The sequence below is a fragment of the Picosynechococcus sp. PCC 73109 genome, assembly GCF_001521855.1.
In the GTDB taxonomy this organism is placed as follows: Bacteria; Cyanobacteriota; Cyanobacteriia; order Cyanobacteriales; family MRBY01; genus MRBY01.
Genome location: NZ_CP013998.1, coordinates 1,704,939 through 1,725,759, shown reverse-complemented (window position 1 = coordinate 1,725,759; position 20,821 = coordinate 1,704,939). Strand labels below are relative to the sequence as shown.

Sequence of the window (20,821 nt, the reverse complement as noted above, 5' to 3'; positions counted from 1 at the left end):
TCTGAGAACATCCATTCCCCACCCACAGCAAGGCCCCATGAGTACCGAATTTCGTGAGCTACTGAAGAAAGTTGGCAGCGGTAAACACACCAGCAAAAGTTTGACCCGTGCCGAAGCGGCGATCGCCCTAGACATGATGCTCGATGGTACCGCGACTCCCGCCCAAATCGGGGCCTTCCTCATTTCCCAACGGATTAAACGGCCTACCGGGGTAGAACTAGCAGGGATGCTCGATGCCTATGACCGCCGCAGCCAAAAATTAGACCCCCTCCCCAACGGAGAAAAAGTATTTATCCTAGGGATTCCCTACGATGGCCGCACCAAAACAGCCCCCATTGCACCGATCACGGCTTTAATTTTGAAAACGGCTGGGGTGCCCGTGCTCATGCATGGTGGCGATCGCCTGCCGACGAAATATGGCCTCCCCCTCGGAGAAATTTGGCAAGCCCTGGGCCTCGATTTCCAAGCCCTCAGTTTTGCGCAACTACAAAGCTACTTCCAGCGCACCCACTTTGCCTGCTGCTATACGCCGACGCTCCTGCCCGCTAGCCAAACCCTGATTTCCTACCGCGAAGAATTGGGCAAACGCCCGTCCCTAGCAACCCTCGAATTGGTCTGGTCGCCCTCTGGCGATCGCCAAGCCCACACCATCGCGGGTTATGTACACCCCCCCACCGAAGCGATTATTCGCGATACTTTTACAGAACGGGGCAATCCTCCCTACACCCTGATCAAGGGCTTAGAGGGTAGTGGCGATCTACGGATTTCCCAGACCACCATTGTGGTCACCAATCAAACCGAATCCGCCGATGGATTTGTCTATCTCAAGCCCAATCCCTATGACTACGGTTTAGGAGGCGAAGACATTCACCTAGAAAGCCCGGAGCAATACTATCAAGATCTCGCTGCGCTTCTCCAGGGACAGCCTTCACCGCTAAGCGATTCTGCTGTGTGGAATGGGGGCTTTTATTTGTGGCATTGTGGGCAAGTCAAGGATCTCCAAAGTGGTTTAGATTTAGCCCAAACCTGGGTCAAAACCGGAAAATTACAAGCAACCCTCACGGCTCTCAAGGCTGATTTAGGGGCAAGAATCGCCTCCTAAAATTTCAACAATCACACCAATGATTGCCATCTAATATTTTTATTGTTCACAATCTTAAAAATTTGTAAAAACAACATTTTCCGTCTAGACTAAAGGGAAGATACCGGAATAATACTTTTTCGTTAATAAAAGAACTGGGCTTGTTTTTTGTGGCGGCCCATCGTTATATATGTGAATGTGAGAAATCTCGCCTGGCGTTTTTCTCAACCATTGATACCAAAAGCCAGTCTTGTTTTTTGGTGCATTTAGTAAAGGGTAATGTGATCTTGTAATATTCGTTGACATTAGGGAGGCAGAGTCAGATGATGACAAACCATGCTGTACAACGGTTGGTGGAATTGGCCGAAGGCATTTACATCGAAACTGCGATCCCTAGGGAAAGTCATCCTGCGCTGCGGTCTGGCTTTGCGGGTTATCCCAGTAATCCCCGTTGGAATGTCCGCAAATATCAGGCTTGGAAACAAGGCAAACAATGGCGACAAGCTTTAGATAATGGGCAACTGGTGGTTGAAGAGCAGCACCTAGTCCCCGTGGTACAACCGGAATGCCAAGCCCCACCTCCCCCCAAGAAAACAACGCGAGATTGGCGATCGCCCCTCAAAAAATTAACCTTTTCGTTGAACTAGGCTTTCGTGGATTGACGGGATGGGGTTACAGTAAAATCCTCACACTTTATCTGTCCTAAAATTCCCGTTGGCGATCGCCCTATGCATTGCGATTATTTGATCCAAATTTTAAATGCCCGCGTTTACGACGTAGCCCAAGAAACGCCCCTCGAAGTGGCCCCCAATCTTTCGCGCCGCCTGCACAACCATGTGCTATTGAAGCGGGAGGATATGCAGTCGGTCTTTTCTTTTAAGCTGCGGGGCGCGTACAACAAGATGGCGCACCTAACCCCAGAGCAACTGCAATGTGGCGTGATCGCTGCCTCCGCCGGAAACCATGCCCAGGGGGTGGCCCTTGCCGCGACAGAGTTGGGCACGAGGGCAGTGATTGTAATGCCCGTGGTGACGCCCCAGGTCAAGATCAATGCCGTTAAAGCCAGGGGTGGCGAGGTGATCCTGCATGGAAATGCCTATGATGATGCCTACGCCCACGCCCGCAAACTCTCGGAGGAACAGGGCTTAACGCTCATTCATCCCTTTGATGATCCCTATGTCATCGCTGGCCAGGGCACGATCGGCATGGAGATTTTACGCCAGTGCCAACAGCCCATCCACGCGATTTTTGTGGCGATCGGCGGCGGCGGATTAATTGCAGGCATTGCGGCCTATGTGAAGCGGGTGCGGCCTGAGATCAAAATTATCGGCGTCGAACCTGTGGATGCCGATGCTATGAAACAATCCCTTGCAACAGGGGAACGGGTGCAGTTATCCCAAGTGGGGTTGTTTGCCGATGGGGTGGCGGTGCGCTATGTCGGGGAAGAAACATTTCGCCTGTGCCAGGAATATGTCGATGAAATTATTCTGGTCTCCACCGATGATACCTGTGCGGCCATTAAAGATGTATTTGAGGACACCCGCTCTATTTTGGAGCCGGCTGGGGCATTGGCGATCGCCGGGATGAAAGCCTATGTGGAGCGGGAAGGCATTCAGGACGAAACCTTAGTGGCCGTTGCCTGTGGGGCCAATATGAACTTTGATCGCCTGCGGTTTGTGGCCGAGCGAGCCGAATTAGGGGAAGGGCGAGAAGCAATTTTTGCCGTGACAATCCCAGAACAACCGGGCAGTTTACGAAAGTTTTGCCGTTGCATGGGCGATCGCAATTTAACGGAATTCAACTACCGCATTGCCGATGAACAGGAAGCCCATATTTTTGTGGGGGTACAAATTGCTGACCGCAGTGAAATTAAGACCCTCGCCGAAACCTTCGAAGCGAATGGCTTTAAAACCCTCAATCTCACCGATGACGAACTGACGAAATTACACCTGCGTCACATGGTCGGTGGCCGCAGTCCCAAGGCAACCCATGAGTTGTTCTATCGCTTTGAGTTTCCTGAATATCCAGGGGCATTGATGAAGTTTGTCGATACCATGAGCCCCCATTGGAATATCAGTGGGTTCCACTATCGCAATAATGGTGCTGATTACGGACGGATTGCGATCGCCGTCCAGGTGCCCCCGGCAGAAATGGACGATTGGCAAACGTTTCTCGACCAACTCGGCTATCGTTACTGGGACGAAAATCAAAATCCCGCCTACAAGCTCTTTTTGGGCTAAGGTTTTGTCCTACTCCCAAAGCACGGCAGCCCGCTCTTGAACCACACGTTGGTAAACCTGCTCCGTGGCGATCGCCAATTTTGCCCAATTAAAACGCCGGGGCAGATCCGCGTAGGCATTTTCTACGAGGATTTTGGCATATTCTGGGTGTTGTAAGACCTCCAAAATTCCCCAGGCGAGGGAACTGGCCACATTCGCATAGGTGACAATGCCCGTTTCGCCGTGGGTGACCACCTCCGGTAAGCCTCCCGTATTGGATACCACCACGGGAACTTTCGCCGCAAAACTTTCGAGGACAACAATCCCAAACGGCTCATACAAACTAGGAAACACGGCACAATCGGCGATGGTTTGGAACTTATCCAAATCCTCGTCGGACATAAATCCCGTGAAATTACACTGTTCCCAAATGCCTAAATTCCAAGCCTGTTCCTTCAGGCGATCGCCATTGCCGCCCCCAATAATCACAAACCGGACTTTCCCCCGCATCACCTCCAAAATCCGAGGCGCCGCACTCAGGAGCACATTAATTCCTTTTTCGTAGGTTAAACGTCCCACATAATAGACAATCCGATGGTCATCGGGGGCAAACTGACGGCGAAAAGACTGACGGTCAAAACTAACCGCATGTTGTTTTTTTTCTGGCCGAATCCCATTAAAAATCACATCCATTTTCGGCCAGGGAGTTTGCAAGGCCCGCTCCAGCTCGTGGCGCATGTATTGACTACAAACGATCACCCGCCAGGCCTCGTGGGACAGCATTTTTTCCTTGCGGGCGATGTAGCGGTGGGTATCGGTGTGAATACCATTGTGGCGACCATATTCCGTGGCGTGAATGGTGGCCAATAGGGGAATTTTAAACTGATGTTTGAGGGCGATCGCCGCATCAGCGACTAACCAATCATGGCTATGGATCAACGCACAGGAGCCTGTTTTTTCTAAAAAAGCAGCACCATAGGCCAGCATTTCCCGGTTCATCGACCCCACCCACTGGAAAAAATCAGGGTGATCCGGCACGACGACCCGATGCACATGGATGCCCTCGACAATTTCATAGGCTGGCGCTAACCCTGTGGCCAAGGTCAACATGTGCACTTCATGGCCCAGGCGGACAATTTCTGGATACAGTTCCCCCACATGGCGAGCAATCCCACCCACAACCCGGGGGGGAAACTCCCAACTGAGTACTAAGATGCGCATTATTCCATCTCCCTCACCGCTTGCAAAAATACCCTTTCTTTCCCCATTCATTTAATCCCTTAAAGAAATTTCACAGCTCGCCGAGTGGGTCTGAACAAACGCTCTTTTTTCCTTTACAATAGAGGTGGGCAAAAACTTTTGCGATAAAGAATGAAAGTTTTTGTTCACTCCTCACACCATACTTCGTCCGAATCGCCATAGTATTCGGGCGTTTTTTTTGTCAGTAATTTAACCAGATTGTTGCGCTCAAAGTTGCCGACTCTCCCTGGGATCAATCACATTTCTTGGTAGGGTTTGCTGCTGTCATATTCCCCTAAGCGATGGAGCATAGAAAAAGCTCGCTATATCCTAGCATTGGTTTTCCTTCAGTTTTCAAGAAAGCATCAAACGCAAAATTTTCTATCATTTTGCCTAAAGTTCCAGATGGGTCGGAGCCTTTATGCTAGAATCCCTAGGTATCCTTAGAAAAATCTTGTATAAATTAGGAATTTAGAGGCATGTCAAAAACTGCCGCAGTCACAGACGCAACCTTTCAAGAAGAAGTCCTCGAAAGTGACGTCCCTGTACTCGTCGACTTCTGGGCTCCTTGGTGTGGTCCCTGTCGTATGGTTGCTCCCGTCGTGGAGGAGATCGCCGAACAATACCAAGATCAAATCAAGGTGTTTAAGCTCAATACTGACGAAAACCCTGGTGTCGCCAGCGAATATGGTATTCGGAGCATCCCGACCTTGATGATTTTCAAAGGGGGCAAAAAGGTCAGCATGGTAGTCGGTGCTGTGCCCAAAACAACCCTCGCTGCTGCGATTGATAAAGAACTTTAAAAAAATTCTCTTAAGAACTTCAACGCACTACGAGCCACCAACGACATCATTTAACATCCGGCTTTTGCATTTAGCCCTAGTGTATTCCTAGGGTTTTTTAGTGTCTGGCTGGGTGGCGATCGCCTTGAGTTTTTGATAAGCATCGGAATTTGCTAACTCCGGTGGTGGCGAAAAGGTGGCAATGCCGAAACTTGGGGACGGTAGTGCTGAAGCGATAGAGGCTTCGGGGCGAGATTGTACAAGCGGAGTGGGGGCGACTTTGGTCGGCAGTTCGGCACAGATCAGGCTTTCAAATTCTCGATTGAACTGGACTTGGGGCTTTTCCCAGCGTTGCCAAACCCGCAGGATTGCCGTGACTGAAATTTTTTTATAGCGCCCCCGATATAGGGCTTCGAGGACAGCTAGATGAACCCAGGCGACGGGACTATGGGCACACCATTGCTCAATGGTGGCTGCAGCGGTCTGACCATTGAGTTCAAAACCATAATATTCTAAGAGGGCAATCGTTTCGGCGATCGCCTGCTGTTCTGGGATGCTCTCCCCCATAGCAACTGTTCTCCTCTTGGTGACTGGTTTCTATCATCCCCTAAAGGTGAGGTTTACAACAATCTAAAGGTGAACATTTTGCCGTCAAATTTCTGAGCGGTTAACACGGTTACGCACTTTAGCAATGGTTTGGGGCAGTACCCCGACCAACTCAGCAAAGACATCATCGGACAGTTGGGCGGCTGTGTCGAGGTCAAACCAATTTTCAAACTGATTTAAAATAATTTGGGCCCGCTGTTCTGGTACGGGTTTGTCGGTGATCTGCTTCAGGAGTCGGACCCACTGCCGCCGAATGAGGTAGGCTTTTTCCCGCTCAGTACCGGGCGCTGGCACCAACAGAGACAGGGCGCCCACGGGGATTACCGATTCTACATCTTGATCAAAAACGCCACCAATGATCGCCCCTGGGCCAGCAAAATCGCCATGGTAGGCTTTGCGCAAAATCAGTCCATTTTTACGGCGGGGGTTCACCATCAAAAGCTCTCCCTGCTTCAATTGGGCCAAAATTTCAAGATGGTCTATGGGAGAATTTGTCGTTGAGGGGGGAGTAGAGCCCATGGCAAAGGATAAAGAACAGTGGCGATCGCCACATCAGCGGCGGTGAACTAAGAAACAAAAAGACTTAGGGAGATAAACTCTTTTGAACAAAGAGACGGCGCGGCCGACGCAGGAGCCAAGCACTTAGGGGACGTTCTGCATATTTAATATCATACCCACAACTGAGATAGAGTTGTTTGGCAGCTTCATTATTTTCCAAGACATGGAGGGCCACACTGCCGTAGTGCCAGTAACGCACTTGGGTTTCACAACGGGCCAAAAGTTTTCGGGCGATGCCCAGGCGACGGTATTGGGGATTTACCGCCAAATTAGAAATATAGGGGGCTTTGGCGGGGGCGATCGCCAGAGCACTTAGATAGCGTACCGAAACCTCCACTGTGCCGACGATTTCTTGGGTTGTCGCCGTTTGCATTGCTGCCACAAAACAAGCGTGGTGCTCTTTGGTCTGTTTGAGACGATGGTGTAAATCTTCATAGACCCCCAGGCGCAGGAGAGGCGTCAGCCAGCCCCAAGTGCCTTGGTAGTGATGGAAACTATGGGTCAAGACCGTTGCCAGGGCGCGGGCATCCTCCAGGGTAGCAGGCCGAATACTCAGGGTACTCTGGCTGAGAGCCACATCGACTGAGGATAGTTGCGGGATATTCCAAACAGAAGAAAGACGAGGATTCACCAAGCCTCCGGAAACAAGGGTAAAATTTTTCTAGAAAAACTTGAAACCACAAACCATTGTGCCAATTTTATGAATGGCTTGTCGAGGGATAGATTTTGCCAATCATCTGTAAGGCTCTAAATTTGTGGGCCACTATTCTGATCATGATATCCACCGACAATCGGTAAACAAGTCTTGAATGAAGGGCATTTGAGTAACGGAAGGCAAGCCGATGCCATCTTCAATGCACGTTTGAAAGCGGCACTGCATATTGTGAGGAAATCTTCACCATGGGACGCAAATCTAAACTAAAAAAACAGCGTAAAGTGATCGCCCAAAATCCATCCACTGCAACCTCATCATCACCCAAGGGGGATATCGAGACCCTGAATCAGCTTGGCTATGGCGAACACAATCGACTGCGATCGCCAGAAATTCCCGCTGATCGACCAGAACCCCAGTTATAAAGCTGTAATAAAAATCCCCCCTCGCCTGGAGGAGGGGGCAATTCATCACTCAACTACGGAATTAGGCGCGGTTCGCCTCATTAATTTCAGCCAAAATCTTGTCTGCTCCCTGGGCGATCGCCTTTTGGGCTAATTCAATGCCCAATTTTTCCGCATCGGCACGGCTACCCCTGACCTCATCGCGGATTAAGGTTTTGCCATCAAGGCTAGCAACCATCCCCACTAAAGTTAGGCGATCGCCTTCAATGGTTGTGTTGACCCCAATCGGTACTTGGCAGCCCCCCTCCAACTGACGCAGGAAAGAGCGTTCTGCATAACAGCGATCGCGGCTCTCGGCATGTTCGAGTACAGGCCGCAACAGACCCAAAATCTCCTCATCCCCATCCCGGCATTCGATACCCAAGGCCCCTTGGCCCACGGCATGGAGGGAAATCTCACTGGAAATAATCTGGTGGATGCGATCGCCAAAATCAAGCCGTTGCAGACCCGCCGCCGCCAAAATAATCGCATCATACTCACCCCGGTCTAACTTCGCCAGACGTGTATTCACATTGCCGCGAATATCTTTAAATTCCAAATGGGGGAAGTGGTGCCGCAGTTGGGCCAGACGCCGTAGCGAAGAAGTGCCAATCACCGAACCGCTTGGGAGGGTTTCTAGCTTCTTATCCCGATGCTTTTCGTTAACCACCAGGGCATCCGCCGGGTCAACCCGCTCCGTGACACAGCCGAGCATCAACCCCTCAGGCAAATTCGTGGGCAAATCCTTCAGGGAATGCACCGCAAAATCTGTCTCTCCCTTCAACATGCCGTCTTCGAGTTCCTGGGTAAATAGCCCCTTATCGCCAATTTTCGAGAGGGCCACATCCAGCACCTTATCCCCTTGGGTTTCCATGGTTTGGACTTCAAAGGTGATCTCTGGGTAAGCCTTTTGGAGCTCATCCCGTACCCAATAGGTTTGGACTAAAGCAAGTTGGCTTTTGCGGGAGCCAATCCGCACAGTGCGTTTCGAAGGGGTCTCAGCGGTCATATCAATTCGGATTTATAAAAATGATCTTAAAATTTTGACTCAAACTAGGGTATCGCGTTGTCCGTCCCTAATCGCAGAATTTTTTCTGAGAACAGCCGGAAATGTTACAACTGTTCACGAAATCCCCAAAAATCAGAGTCCTAATCCTAGGGCACGAGGCGGACAAATTTCTTTTTCCCCACCCGGAGCACCTTATCTACTAATTGCTCAGGCTTCTCAAAGGCAAGATTCATGTCCGTGATCCGCTCATCATCGAGGCGAACTGCCCCCCCTTTAATTTGGCGACGACCATCCCCGCCGCTGGAACATAGGCCAGAAGCCCCCAAAATATAAAACAGAGGCGAGGGGAATTCCACTGCGCCCAGGGAAAATTCGGGAATATTGGCAGCGGCAACATCCTGTACAGCTTTCTCCGCATCTACCGCCGCTGCAGCCCCATGGAACTGAGTAACAATGTCCCGGGCCAGGAGTTTTTGTTGGTCACGGGGGTTTGTCGGCAAGGTTTGCAGATCTTGTTTAGTGAGCAGTTCAAAATAGTCCTTCAGCAAGCTATCGGGGGTATTCTGCAACTTTTGGTACATGGTGTGGTGATTGTCCTTGAGGCCCACATAGTTATTGAGACTTTTGGACATTTTTTCTTTGCCATCGGTACCGATCAAGATAGGCAGCAATAGGCCGAATTGGGGCTTTTTCCCAAAGTGTCTTTGCAGATCCCGCCCCACAGCAATATTAAATTTTTGGTCAGTGCCCCCAAGTTCTACATCCGCATCCACGGCCACCGAGTCATAGCCCTGCATTAGGGGATAAAGAAATTCATGGATATAAATCGGGTTTTCGCTTTGGTAACGTTTGGCAAAGCCTTCTTTAGCTAGCATTTGCTGCACCGTCATTGTCGCCAGCAGTGCTTGAATTTTGGCTAAATCTAAATCCTTGAGCCATTCGGAGTTATAGCGAATTTCGAGGCGGCCTGGGGTCTCAAAATCGAGGATTGGTCGCAGTTGCTCTAGGTAGGTTTCGGCATTTTGTTGCACGTCGGCGGCACTGAGCTGTTTGCGCACTTCTGATTTGCCGGTGGGGTCGCCAATCTGGGCGGTAAAGTCGCCAATAATCACCACTGCAGTGTGGCCCGCATCTTGGAATGCGCGCAGTTTACGGAACGGAATACTATGGCCGAGGTGGAGATCTGAACCCGTCGGATCAATGCCTAATTTGACCCTCAAGGGGCGATCGCCTGTCTGGAGAACCTGGGCTAAATTTTCTTCAGGATTATCCGGAAAAATTTCGCTGGTGCCACGGGTTAGCCACTCAAGATTCGCAGACATATTCACAGGGGATTTTGTTAACTCAATTGTGGAAATTTAAACCTGCCTATTGTGCCATATTCTGCTGAGATTATTGAATGCAGCGAAGCGATAAGCTGCCTATTCTGGGGTTGCGGTTGTGACTTCAGGATTTTCGGCCTTTTCCTTCAATTCAAAATAAGCCGCCATCACATCGCGCACCATCGGCCCAGCCACAGAACCACCACCACCACCAGAATGTTCTGCAAAGGCGACGACAACGATCTCTGCCTCGTCATAGGGAGCAAAGGCACCGAACCAAGCATGGTTTTCCCGGGGTGGTGCCTCGGCGGTACCACTTTTTCCCGCTGCCGTCGGAATCCCAGGAATATTGAGCACTGTACCAGTACCGTTAGTGACCACGGCCCGCAAGCCTTGGCGAATAGTTTCTAGGGTACTGGGGGCCATGTTGAGGGACGTTTTCACCGGAGTATCGGTTTGGACGAGGTGGGGTTGCACTAAATAGCCGCCATTCGCTGTCACCGCAAACATCTGGGCCACCTGTAGGGGGGTCGCCAACGTTAAGCCCTGGCCGATGGACATATTTACGGTGTCTCCCACATTCCAAGGGCGATCGAGGCGCTCTTGGGTCCAATCATCATCCGGAATTAGACCGCTGGTTTCTTCGTTGAGTTCAATGCCAGTGGGGGCACCAAACCCAAAGCGGCGCGACCAATCAATCAGGGTTTCACCGCCAACACCCCGCCCCACCTGGCCAAAAAAGGTGTTACTACTCCAGGCCATCGCTTTCACGTAGCCAGCGGCCCCAAAACCAGCCCGGTTCCACTCATAGAAACGAACCCCAGCAGCAGCGAGGTAAGGACTGGTGCTCAACACTGTATTGGCTGGATATTTGCCGGATTCCATCCCGGCGGCGGCGGTCACAACTTTAAAAGTCGATGCTGGCGGAAACCCACGAATGGCACGGTTAATGAAAGGATCGCCCTGGGCAGTGACCGCGGCCCATTTTTCGGGGGAAATGCGATCAGAAAAAATATTCGGATCAAAGTTGGGGTAGCTCGCCATCGCCAAGACATCGCCATTGCGCGGATCGAGAGCGACGATCGCCCCTTTGCGTCGTCCCAAAACCCTCTGGGCAACCTTTTGAAGTTCAGCGTCTAGGGTAAGACGCAGATCTTCCCCGGCCTGGGCTGGTTTTTCTCCCAGGATTTTCACAAACCGGCCATCGCGGTCCACTTGAATTTCTTGGCCGCCCCATTCCCCACGCAGACGGGATTCTAGGGACGCTTCTAGACCTAATTTACCGATGTAATCCTGGAGGCGATAGCCTTCTGCTTGGCGAGTCTCAAATTCTTCGGGGGTTAATTCTCTCGTGTAACCGAGGACATGGGAGGCCGTATCACCTTCGGGATAGTAACGCACCGGTTCGATGATCACCTCTACCCCGGCAAGGGTCTGGTGATGTTCTTCGATGGCGGTGACTTGGGCAAGGGTCAAATTGCGGGCGATCGCCAAGGGTTCAGTGGCGTAGATATCTTGGGATTCTAGGCGCTTTTCAATTTCGGCGGGGGCGATGCCTACCAACTGGGAGAGCAATTGTTTCGTTTTTGGCCAATCGGGTCTCGTGCGGGCTACGGGCCACACATAGACGGCATGGGCAAGTTTTGTGGTGGCCAGCACCTTGCCATGGCGGTCAAACATATTACCCCGGATCGGTGGTTTGGGGGCAATGCGGACGCTATTATTCCGGGCCGTTTGTCGCAGTTCATCTCCCTTAACGAGTTGCAAAAAAGCCAAGCGGGAACCAATGCCGCCCAGGAGTGCCAAGCTAACGGCAAACATAATTCCCCAGGGACGAACACCCCGGCCAACGGTGCGACCCGATTCTTTGCGTGAGGCTTTTGCAAGGGGAGAGATGAGGGTCATGGGTGCCTAGGAAAAAAGGAAAATTGATTCTAATTTTAGCGTGCGCATTAGGCTTTTTAGGTCAAGATAAAACTGAGTAGGACTAAGCCCAGGTTGATCAGATAAAAAGCGCCAACAATCTGGGTTTCAGGCCAGCCACTGAGTTCTAGGTGATGGTGAATGGGGGCCATTTTGAGGAGTCGTTTCCCTTGACCGGTTTCGTCTTTGGTGGCTTTGTAATAACTGACCTGGGCAATGACAGAGACGGCTTCAATACAAAAAATGCCACTGATAATCAGCAGCCCCCAAATGTTGCCGCTCAGGATTCCCGCTGCGGCCAAGCCTCCCCCCAGGGCGAGGGAACCGGTATCCCCCATGAAAACTTTTGCGGGATTGCGGTTGTGGTAAATGAAGCCCAGACAAGCTCCACTTAGACAAGCACAGAGTAAGCTCAGGCCAGGATGTTCAGGCAACGCGAGGGCACCAACACCCAGGAAGGCGATCGCCCCTGTGCCCCCGGCCAGCCCATCGACACCGTCGGTGAGGTTCGTGGCATTACTTTCGGCGACCATGGCAAAGCCAGCCAAGGCCCAAAAGAAAACACCGAGGGGTAAACTCAGTCCCGCAAAAAAGGTAATTGTCGTCAGTTCTGGAGCAGTGAGGGCAAGCCAAATACAAAACACCACGGCGATCGCAATTTGCAGGATCAGTTTCATTCGGGGGGAAATGCCTTTGTTGGACTTGAGGCGCAGCACTTGCCAATCGTCCACCCAACCAATCACCCCGTAGGCGAGGGTCACGAGGGCCACGGCGATCACCTCTGGATCGAACCCCGCAAAGATCACCCCAGCCACCAGACCAACGGGCAGAAAAATGAGGCCACCCATGGTGGGAGTTCCCGCTTTTTTGAGGTGAGCCTGGGGGCCTTCTTCGCGAATAATTTGACCCGTTTTCAGCCGCCGCAGTAGGGGCACGATCCAGACCCCAAAGATCCCAGCCACAATCGCCGAGACCAAAACCGGAATCCACAGGGGCAAAATATTGCTAGGGTTCAGTTGGGGCTGATGGCTAATCAACACAGCGAGGCCCACGAGCAGGGCGCTCAAGAGACCTAGCAGTTGGGTGCCAGAGGGTTTCTGAAAAAAGAGAGGCAGTGACGATTTGCTTTCCACGGGGTTATTTGGCGTTGATCAAACTCCCCAAAAAGATAGCATCTCCCTGGCTCTATCTCGCTCTACTTAGGGGACTTTGTTTTGGTCGAGGAGTATGCCACAGTGAAAATTTCATCTAACTGTTATGGGGGCTAATCAAACCATGGCGATCGCCACAGAAAAAATTACCGTCGGCAACCTCACTTGGTTCTACCGCGAGACCGAAAAACAAGACAATGGCCGCCTGCCGATCCTCTTTCTCCATGGACTGCCCGCCCACAGTTACGGTTGGCGCGGTGTGTTGGAACGTTTAGGGGCCGCAAATTTTCACTGTATTGCCCCGGATTGGCCCGGATCTGGTTTTTCGAGCTACCCCAGCAGTCGGGAGTTTTCCTACCGAGCCGAGGCGTTCCAAGGGGCATTAAAGGACTTTCTCGCTGCTTTAGAAATTGAGCGCTGCCACATTGTCACCCAAGGATTTCTTGGCCATGTGGGTGTTTTATTTGCCCTCAACGAACCGGAACTGTGCGATCGCCTGGTGATTCTCAATAGTCCGATTCTGCCGGGGAGTAAACTGCCCTGGGTAATGCAGCAGTGGGGCTTACCCCTCGCCGGGGAGATGCTCACCCAGGATCCGCTCTTGGTAGACCGTACCCTCGAAAAAGGCAGTGGCTTCGTGATTGGTGACAGTGACCTCGCCACCTACCGCAAACCCTACAAAACCAGTTCTGCCGTGGGTCGTGCCCTGATGACGACGGTGCGTCGCTTTGAGTTAGCCAAAGTTTTGCCGGACTTGGGCGATCGCCTCAAAAATCGGCCTGCGCCGACCCTATTTCTTTGGGGGACTCAGGATTCCTGGTTAGACAATGGCCAGATCGAAAACTGGGTCAAAACAGAAACCGCCCACCGTTGGGAAGCCTTGCCCGAAGCGAAACATTATCCCCAGGAGCATTTTCCAGAGGCGATCGCCCCTGTATTGAGTGAATTTCTTGCTTAGAAAACTAGGGGGGCCATAAAAAAATATGAATGGCGCTAGTCGAAAACCTGATCTCAGTCCCATTTGTGAGATGATGTTGGCAATTGAAAACCTGATAACGTCATTAAGCTTTAATACATAACCATGATGCTACGTTTGCGGTCAGTTTTGTCCTTGCTGTTAGTGGTCATCACCACTTTTCTCGTCAGTTGCTCTAGCCCTGCGGTCAAAGTACCTGATACCTACACCCCCGACCGGATTTCCCAAATCCAAACCTATATGGTGCCTGTTAGCGAAGCCCGCGAAGGCATGGAGACCCTTGGGGAATTTGTTCAAGCCGATAACTGGGTGGATACACGCACCTATATTCACGGGCCTTTCGGGTTCCTACGTCGTGATCTGACCTATCTTGCGAATACCCTGCTGCCGAATGACCAAAAAGCAGCTAAGGATCTCATCGATGAAATCTTTGCTCATTTGGAACGTCTAGATGTTGCGGCCCAAGCCCGGAACGCAACTGCGACTACAACGGAATATAGAAATGCCCTTGCGGATTTTGATGCTTTCTTACAGTTGATCCCAGGTGATGCTGAAGCAAGCTAATTAAAATTTATTCGGTTTTAAAAAATTCCTTGTAAAAGTGATGAGGCGGTCAGGCGATCGCCTTTTTTTATTACCTACTTTTTTTCAAAAAATTAACCTGTTGTCTCACAAGAACTGGCGGAAACTGTGCCTGAAATATCACCAACATAAATCCCTTTACGAATCACGCCAATCCCATTGGAAATAATTAAACAACGTTGGTATTGAGACTGGGTATCCGCAAGGACAATAGTGCGCAGCGGACTGGTGTTACCTCGGTAATTAAAGTTAATCGCTTGGTTACTGGCATTGTTATATTTGATCACAACATTTTCAAGCACCACATCTTCCGTTACCCGACAGTCAGAGGACACTTTTGCATTTTCACTATTGTTAGTGGGCAAAATTACCCGACAAGTGCGACTTTGGCGAATCGCTTCCTGTTGAGTCCGTTGTAACAAACCCTGCAAAGCCGTAAAGTCTTGTCTTGCGCCTGCCCGTGCCAAAAAGCCAAGTAGTGATGGCGTTGCAATTCCTGCCAAAATGCCGACTAATAGCAAAACTCCCAACATTTCAAAGAGAGTGAATCCTTTGTCTTGGGAGTTTTTAAAGGGTGCTTTGAACTCAGAAAATAATAGTGACATGACGCACAGTCTAAGTAGATCTAACTACAATTTCCATCATATCAATTATTGTAAGTACTACCTGAGCGTATACAAACGCGATCGCTCATATCACTGGTCAACCCTCCCTGTTTGGCTTTAATTCCAAAACAGAACCAAGTAGTGCTATCGTTTTTGCCGGTTAAATTTCCAAATGTATAGTTTGTCGCTGCAATATTAGGAACAGTTGCTGTACTTGGTAGTGTACAGTTATTGCCTTGGCAACGGTAAAGGTCAAATGTTGTCCCTCCATCCGGTGCTAACCAATCAATTCTGAGATCTGTATCAGAGCCATTATTGCCGACAAGATCTCTTCGACTAAAGTCAATCGTATTAATCGTCGGTTTCGATAAACCTTGTTGAGCTCCACAAACTTGATTACTTGCAGGGCTAACAATTGAACTTTTAGTGGCCTTAACTGCAAAACACCATTGATTACCGACACCTGGATCGCTACTCGGTGTAAAGGAAAGATTGGTGGTATTCGTTGTACTCCCTGATAATGGGTCGCAATTTAATCCTTGGCAACTAAATACCCGATAACCCGTTGCCCCGGTCACGGCTGACCAGTTCACAGTTGGTCTCACTAAAGATGAGTTATTCAAAGTAATTACGGGTGCCGCTAGACTGGTTTCGAGGGTTGTACAGGTTTGACGGCTGGTTGTTTGGGTGCCGTCAGTCACGTCAATGGCATAACAGATGTTAGTTCCTTCAGCAATGCCAGAAACACTATCAGTGAAACTACCGCTGCCCGTATTTTGTGTCGTTCTAGTAGATCTCGCCGTGGTGGGTGTACAGTTTTCTCCAGTACAACGTTTCAGAGAAAGATTATAGGTCGGTGATGCCGTACTGCCCCCTGTAATCGAGCTCCAAGCAATATTTGCTTCCGAAGTATCTGGATCAATGGTGACAACAAGGCCGCTCAGCAACAGGGGATCAATTTTAGTTTCACATACAGTTTCTGTTTGGTCTGTTGTCCCGTCTGCATCGCTGACTTGAATTGCGTAACAAACGTTTCGGCCTCTAGCAATGCCACTAATACCATCTGCATGCACTGACGTAACATCAGAAGTCAGCAAGCTGGGCGTACAGCTACTATTGGTTGTATCGCACCGATAGAGATTGTAGGTATAGTCTGGGGTGCCACCTGTTGCATTAGGCCAGGTAATGTCCATCTCTGCACTACTAACATCAAGGGTTACTGTTAGAGAATCTGGCGCAGTAAGGGGAGCATCTTTAACTAGACATTCTGTTGCGCCAATGCTGGTGGCAGCGCTACTGTCTGTCACTTGCACGGCATAGCAAATTTTACTACCACTGGTAACCGCTGCAATATTATCTCCAGAGAAACTTTTATCTTGGGTCGCTAAATTGAGAGGTGTGGTCGGAGTACAGTCTGGAAGATTAATAATACCAAGTATAGACGGGCTGACACAGCGCAATAGATCGTAAGTATAGGGATAGTCGCCACCAGAGGCGCTTAACCAGGTTAGATCGACGATGTTATCAGCTTGTTCCGTAATTGTTTTGATTGGTGGTGCAGAGAGGGCTTGTCCCTTGATGATACATTTCGGGTCACTCTGGGCTTCGCCACCTGCTTGATCTTTGACAACGACGGCATAGCAAATTTTTTGACCATCGCTGATCCCTGTTAGTGGATCGGGGAAGTAGGAGGTATCGGCAATTTCTGGATCGCGCACCAATGTTGTGGGGTCACAATCATCTGCATTCCCTGCAACATCGCAACGCTTCAGACCATAGAGGTAGCCGGGATCACCGCCAGAAGCAGCTTGCCATTCAAGGCCCACTTCTCCTTGGGATTCCCAAATATCTTCAATTTGCGGCGGGATCAGTTCATCAACAATTTCAACACAAACAGGATTACTCGTGCCAATATCTCCTTCTGCATCCGTGACTTTGACAGCATAACAAACGGTATTTCCCTGGGATAAGCTGGAAATATTATCGGTGTAGGTTGTGGTTGTTAAGCTACTCGCAACAGTATCGGAAGTGGCAATATCAATGGCGCAGGTGTCTGGCCCTTCGCTACAACGATAAAGGGTATAGGAATAGGGTTGTGTCCCTCCGAGGGCTTCACTCCAGTTGACGGTTGCGGTCGTCAAATCACTACTTAAGGTCACTGAAGTAATGGAAGGATTTTTCAGAAAGCCTCCTTCTGGACTGAGACTCCGGGCAAAAGCAGCACTATTAACACTCAAAACTTCAGATGTATTATTGCTACCATCAAAGTCATTCACTTCACCGTAGAGTGCTAGATCGACTTTAAAAACATCATTGCCCGTTGCGGATGTACCTACTTCTAAGCACGCTCGGAAACCAGCATTGCCAATCGCAGTTCCAGAGGAGCAATCAATGGTAAGACTCGTGTTTTCAGAAATAGCATCAACGAGAACTGTCCAGTTACTAGGGTCATCACCTGTTCTATAATCTCGTCGCCGCAGCACCATCGGCCCGACCCAAGGGGAATTCGCATCTTTTTCTGCGATCGAATATTCAATGGTTCGCGAACTAGCATTATCCCCTGTGGTTGGAAAATATTCTAAAACCAGGGTGTCATTGGGGGTGTCGTCATCTGTGGTGGCAACGGAAAGAAAACGCGATCGCCGGACGTCTTCTGTGATGTAATCAATGGCGCGGTTAAGTTGAGAACGGCGCTGGGTCCGGGCTTCGGTGCGATTGCTGGCATTGAGGGTGGCGACCATGGCAGTGCCAAGACCGGCAGCCACGATCCCACTCAGGGTGATCGCCAGGAGCACTTCTGTAACAGTAAAGCCTCGGCTACCTTGTGAGGTCGATCGTCTATTGAGCAAATTAAAATAATATTTTAGGAGCCAACGTCTCATCGTTTTGCAGGCCTCAAACCGGTAGCAAGATAAAATGCCATAATCACACCTCAATGATACCCAAAAAAGCTATTGCAAAACACATTTAGCTGAGTCTGTTGAACTGTCTCCAGATGGGTAATTGCCACTACGGACTAAGCCCAAACCACGGGAAACAATGACACATTTCTGATTACCTAAATTGCCATTTTTTGTGAGGATCAGCACTAAATCTCCCGTGAGCAGATTGCTGGTCATATCACTAGTTCTTCCCCGAAAGTCGAATAAAAAGTCTCCTGCCTTGACGGTGGCTCCATTGTGACGAAGCGTGATTCCCTCTAAACTGCGATCGCCTGTAACAAAACAATCACTGTCAAAGGTCGGGTTGATGGCAGGACTTGACGGCAAAATAAACCGACAATTAATACTCCGACGGATCGCCTGACGCTGTACTTCCTCTAAAGCACCAAAAAGCTCACTCCTTGCGCTGGTTAATTTACTGCGATTGACAAAACCAAACATCACAGGTGCAGATATGGTTGCCAAAATGCCTGCCATAAAGATTGCGACCATCAACTCAATGAGTGTAAATCCGGTGCTTTTTTGTTTAGTTCCGACAAGCGAAGGAAGCATCAGGCACAATCTCCGAATAATATTCTGCAATTTGTCGCCCACTGTCCGGATCAACAACACGATAACCAATTTGCATCGTGTTGTAAGGGGCCTGATTCAAGACATTCAAAGTCCGGGTCATAGTGTAACTCTTGTTAACCAGGGAAACAGAATTAGAGACTTCTCCTGTCTGGTTATTTGCTTGACCCAAATCGTCTTTAATTTCTGTGATCAAAGCCTGAGCATAGCCATCTGTTGTGGCTGCAGCATCACAAACAGGAGAAGCTTGCGAAAAGGATAAAGCGGCCAGATACTTGATTTCGTCAAAGTCCGACTGGATCGCATTCATCGCTTCGGATGCACGCTGGGCCTGAACTCGCAGGACAACACCAATAAACGTAGCCTGGGCTGTCACAAGCACAAAGATTGTCGAAACGATAATCCCTGCCAGGACTTCAATGAAAGTGAAGCCCTGTTCTTTTTGCTGTGTTACACGACTAGAATATTTGTCTGTCTTCCGTTGAGCGTTAATCATCACTAGTTAGTCGTTCTCTGGGGTAGAGACGTTACCTCCTGTCTTTCCCATTCAACCACACCGCTATTTTGAAACTTCTCTGTGTAGAGAGAAACATTTTCAAAAGTCATCCCGAAGGTATTACCAAGAGCCTGGGGCGCACCAGGGGGAATATTAACCACAGCACCGCTAGCATTTGAGTTGGAAGCATCCCAAATCTTACCCCAAACAACACCGTTCATGCCGTCACCATTGCCACCACCATTGATCCCTACCTGGGCATCAGGGGCATAAACAAAGAATGTCGAACTAGCTGTCCCATTGATGCGAATATTCTGCGAAGCTGTGCCTGTGCCACTATCTGGTTTACCAAAAATTGCAAAGTCACCAAAATCGCCTTCATGAATAATTTGGCGGCTTCCAGAAATTGTTAAATCACCAGACAAAAAGACAACGACAGGCGCATTTGTTGTGTTGATAGTCCAGCTTCTAACGCCACCACCAATTGTCAAATTATTGGCTTTATAGACATAGGCTTGATAAGCTTGGGCTGGGCCATTTCCATCGGGGTCGAAAGAAACTGTTGCGTCACTACCGCTAGGCAAATCCCGAACACTATTACCTAAATCTGCAGTAATTGTTTGTGGTGCTACAGGTAAATCTGGCAGGTTGGGTCTCCCCAATCGAGGGATAACATTTGTTAGGGTTGAATTATTCTGGGCCCCCATTGCACTACTGTGAATATAGCCTTGGTAATCTGCTTCAGAAATACCAGCAGCACAAGCATTTTCTTTCGCGGACTCTGAAAATTGGCATTTTGCACAGATTACACTGCTTTTTTCATTGGGATCAGCATTGACATTAGGAATCAAAGAAACATCATTATTCCCTAGTTCAATGAAGTTTTCCATAAAGAGGCCAGGAAAACTGGTTGGTACTTCATCAAGGTAGTTGTCAACATAAATTGATGCTTGTAAGCGCGCCGTTCCCTGGGTTGCATTGCCCTGAGCATCCTGGAATTCTCCCTCGACAATGAAAGTACCCGTGTTGGTTTGGGGATTGTAATCATAGGCAAGGAGTTCATAGTTGCCATCGCCAGTACTATTGGTGGTCAAGCCACTAGGGACGCTAACTTCTACATCACCAGAATTACCACTGCAACCACCATCGAAAACAGAGGTTTTGAGAACACGTTTATCGGCATAGGCTGCGTCTTCCCACTCGTTGATACCGCTACCTAAAAGATTATTGGGATCGTAGTCAAGTTTTAAGAAAAGACTGTTGTTATCAGAACGAAGTACCCCAAGCACTCGATTTAGACCTGCTTCGGCGATCGCGATATTTTCTAGATTGTGTTGTTGCAGAGTCGAGGCGACTTGATCGTCATTGGAACGGAGGATCATCGTTGCGCCAGTGACCACCATGAAAAGACCTAGCCCTAGAGCAACCACGAGACTAAAACCGCTCTCCTGAGTCTGCTTTGTTTTTAGAAGGAACTGGAGTAAGAATGTATACATGGTGGTTTTTAACCTCGCAGTGTTTGTTGAAATTCCGCAATATTCTAAGCAACGACCTGGGCAGCACTGCTTCTACCTCTAATTATTAGAGTGCCCACAACTTGAGGTGTTTGTAACATTTTACAGATTAAATTTTATGTATCAGTTTTCCCAACTGAGACAATTAACC

Annotated in this window: 20 protein-coding genes; 7 read left to right on the top strand and 13 right to left on the bottom strand. The window is 49.5% G+C overall.

Going from position 1 to position 20,821, the window contains the following annotated elements; translation table 11 throughout:
- The first annotated feature begins 37 nt into the window (after window positions 1-37).
- The 3 genes from AWQ23_RS08295 (at window position 38) to ilvA (ending at window position 3,321) form a co-directional block, all read left to right on the top strand.
- A complete protein-coding gene (locus AWQ23_RS08295) occupies window positions 38-1,102 on the top strand; it encodes an anthranilate phosphoribosyltransferase family protein (protein ID WP_062434315.1) in 1,065 nt (354 codons plus the stop codon).
- A gap of 302 nt (window positions 1,103-1,404) precedes the next feature.
- The gene (locus AWQ23_RS08290; protein ID WP_062434312.1) at window positions 1,405-1,728 is read left to right on the top strand and encodes a hypothetical protein; all 324 of its coding nucleotides are present in this window, start codon (window positions 1,405-1,407) and stop codon (window positions 1,726-1,728) included.
- 81 nt (window positions 1,729-1,809) lie between these two features.
- Window positions 1,810-3,321 (top strand): threonine ammonia-lyase, biosynthetic, encoded by a 1,512-nt coding sequence (ilvA, locus tag AWQ23_RS08285; protein ID WP_062434310.1) that lies wholly within the window; start codon window positions 1,810-1,812, stop codon window positions 3,319-3,321.
- A 9-nt stretch (window positions 3,322-3,330) separates the two neighbouring features.
- Here the strand turns inward: ilvA and AWQ23_RS08280 are convergent, their stop codons facing one another.
- Window positions 3,331-4,521: a glycosyltransferase family 4 protein gene (locus AWQ23_RS08280; protein WP_062434307.1), complete on the bottom strand. Its 1,191-nt coding sequence runs from the start codon at window positions 4,519-4,521 to the stop codon at window positions 3,331-3,333.
- Between the two features lie 497 nt (window positions 4,522-5,018).
- Here AWQ23_RS08280 and trxA point away from each other — a divergent pair, with 497 nt between their 5' ends.
- On the top strand, window positions 5,019-5,342 hold the full coding sequence (gene trxA / locus AWQ23_RS08275; RefSeq protein WP_012307227.1) for a thioredoxin: 324 nt from the start codon (window positions 5,019-5,021) through the stop codon (window positions 5,340-5,342).
- A gap of 87 nt (window positions 5,343-5,429) precedes the next feature.
- Here trxA and AWQ23_RS08270 read toward each other — a convergent pair whose 3' ends face one another.
- From AWQ23_RS08270 to AWQ23_RS08260, 3 genes are all read right to left on the bottom strand, one after another.
- Window positions 5,430-5,888 (bottom strand): hypothetical protein, encoded by a 459-nt coding sequence (locus AWQ23_RS08270; RefSeq protein WP_062434303.1) that lies wholly within the window; start codon window positions 5,886-5,888, stop codon window positions 5,430-5,432.
- 84 nt (window positions 5,889-5,972) lie between these two features.
- Window positions 5,973-6,446 (bottom strand): hypothetical protein, encoded by a 474-nt coding sequence (locus tag AWQ23_RS08265; protein ID WP_030006998.1) that lies wholly within the window; start codon window positions 6,444-6,446, stop codon window positions 5,973-5,975.
- Window positions 6,447-6,510: 64 nt separating this feature from the next.
- Window positions 6,511-7,062 (bottom strand): GNAT family N-acetyltransferase, encoded by a 552-nt coding sequence (locus AWQ23_RS08260; RefSeq protein ID WP_062436599.1) that lies wholly within the window; start codon window positions 7,060-7,062, stop codon window positions 6,511-6,513.
- A gap of 323 nt (window positions 7,063-7,385) precedes the next feature.
- On the opposite strand from AWQ23_RS08260, the gene AWQ23_RS16000 reads away from it, so the two are divergent.
- Window positions 7,386-7,562 (top strand): hypothetical protein, encoded by a 177-nt coding sequence (locus AWQ23_RS16000; RefSeq protein ID WP_157072206.1) that lies wholly within the window; start codon window positions 7,386-7,388, stop codon window positions 7,560-7,562.
- A 61-nt stretch (window positions 7,563-7,623) separates the two neighbouring features.
- Here AWQ23_RS16000 and hemC read toward each other — a convergent pair whose 3' ends face one another.
- The 4 genes from hemC to mraY all read right to left on the bottom strand — a co-directional run bounded on the left by hemC (window position 7,624) and on the right by mraY (window position 12,967).
- Window positions 7,624-8,589: a hydroxymethylbilane synthase gene (gene hemC, locus AWQ23_RS08255; RefSeq protein WP_062434296.1), complete on the bottom strand. Its 966-nt coding sequence runs from the start codon at window positions 8,587-8,589 to the stop codon at window positions 7,624-7,626.
- 146 nt (window positions 8,590-8,735) lie between these two features.
- Window positions 8,736-9,917: a tyrosine--tRNA ligase gene (tyrS, locus tag AWQ23_RS08250; protein WP_315862652.1), complete on the bottom strand. Its 1,182-nt coding sequence runs from the start codon at window positions 9,915-9,917 to the stop codon at window positions 8,736-8,738.
- Between the two features lie 93 nt (window positions 9,918-10,010).
- On the bottom strand, window positions 10,011-11,816 hold the full coding sequence (mrdA, locus tag AWQ23_RS08245; RefSeq protein ID WP_062434290.1) for a penicillin-binding protein 2: 1,806 nt from the start codon (window positions 11,814-11,816) through the stop codon (window positions 10,011-10,013).
- 56 nt (window positions 11,817-11,872) lie between these two features.
- Window positions 11,873-12,967 (bottom strand): phospho-N-acetylmuramoyl-pentapeptide-transferase, encoded by a 1,095-nt coding sequence (mraY, locus tag AWQ23_RS08240; protein ID WP_062434286.1) that lies wholly within the window; start codon window positions 12,965-12,967, stop codon window positions 11,873-11,875.
- 124 nt (window positions 12,968-13,091) lie between these two features.
- Between mraY and AWQ23_RS08235 the strand changes: the two genes are divergently transcribed.
- The gene (locus AWQ23_RS08235; protein ID WP_062434283.1) at window positions 13,092-13,943 is read left to right on the top strand and encodes an alpha/beta fold hydrolase; all 852 of its coding nucleotides are present in this window, start codon (window positions 13,092-13,094) and stop codon (window positions 13,941-13,943) included.
- A gap of 123 nt (window positions 13,944-14,066) precedes the next feature.
- Window positions 14,067-14,525 carry a photosystem II protein PsbQ gene (psbQ, locus tag AWQ23_RS08230; protein WP_223209910.1) on the top strand — a complete coding sequence of 153 codons (459 nt, stop codon included), beginning with the start codon at window positions 14,067-14,069 and terminating at the stop codon, window positions 14,523-14,525.
- A 92-nt stretch (window positions 14,526-14,617) separates the two neighbouring features.
- On the opposite strand, the gene AWQ23_RS08225 is transcribed toward psbQ, so the two are convergent.
- From AWQ23_RS08225 to AWQ23_RS08205, 5 genes are all read right to left on the bottom strand, one after another.
- A complete protein-coding gene (locus tag AWQ23_RS08225; protein WP_052349659.1) occupies window positions 14,618-15,148 on the bottom strand; it encodes a GspH/FimT family protein in 531 nt (176 codons plus the stop codon).
- 41 nt (window positions 15,149-15,189) lie between these two features.
- Window positions 15,190-18,030 carry a type II secretion system protein J gene (locus AWQ23_RS08220; RefSeq protein ID WP_062434280.1) on the bottom strand — a complete coding sequence of 947 codons (2,841 nt, stop codon included), beginning with the start codon at window positions 18,028-18,030 and terminating at the stop codon, window positions 15,190-15,192.
- A gap of 69 nt (window positions 18,031-18,099) precedes the next feature.
- Window positions 18,100-18,642 (bottom strand): Tfp pilus assembly protein FimT/FimU, encoded by a 543-nt coding sequence (locus AWQ23_RS08215; RefSeq protein ID WP_045441916.1) that lies wholly within the window; start codon window positions 18,640-18,642, stop codon window positions 18,100-18,102.
- Window positions 18,617-19,156, bottom strand: a complete 540-nt coding sequence (locus tag AWQ23_RS08210) for a hypothetical protein (RefSeq protein ID WP_030007008.1) — start codon at window positions 19,154-19,156, stop codon at window positions 18,617-18,619. The genes AWQ23_RS08215 and AWQ23_RS08210 overlap by 26 nt, the downstream gene beginning before the upstream one ends.
- A 2-nt stretch (window positions 19,157-19,158) precedes the next feature.
- Window positions 19,159-20,652 carry a hypothetical protein gene (locus AWQ23_RS08205; RefSeq protein WP_062434277.1) on the bottom strand — a complete coding sequence of 498 codons (1,494 nt, stop codon included), beginning with the start codon at window positions 20,650-20,652 and terminating at the stop codon, window positions 19,159-19,161.
- Window positions 20,653-20,821: the final 169 nt, after the last annotated feature.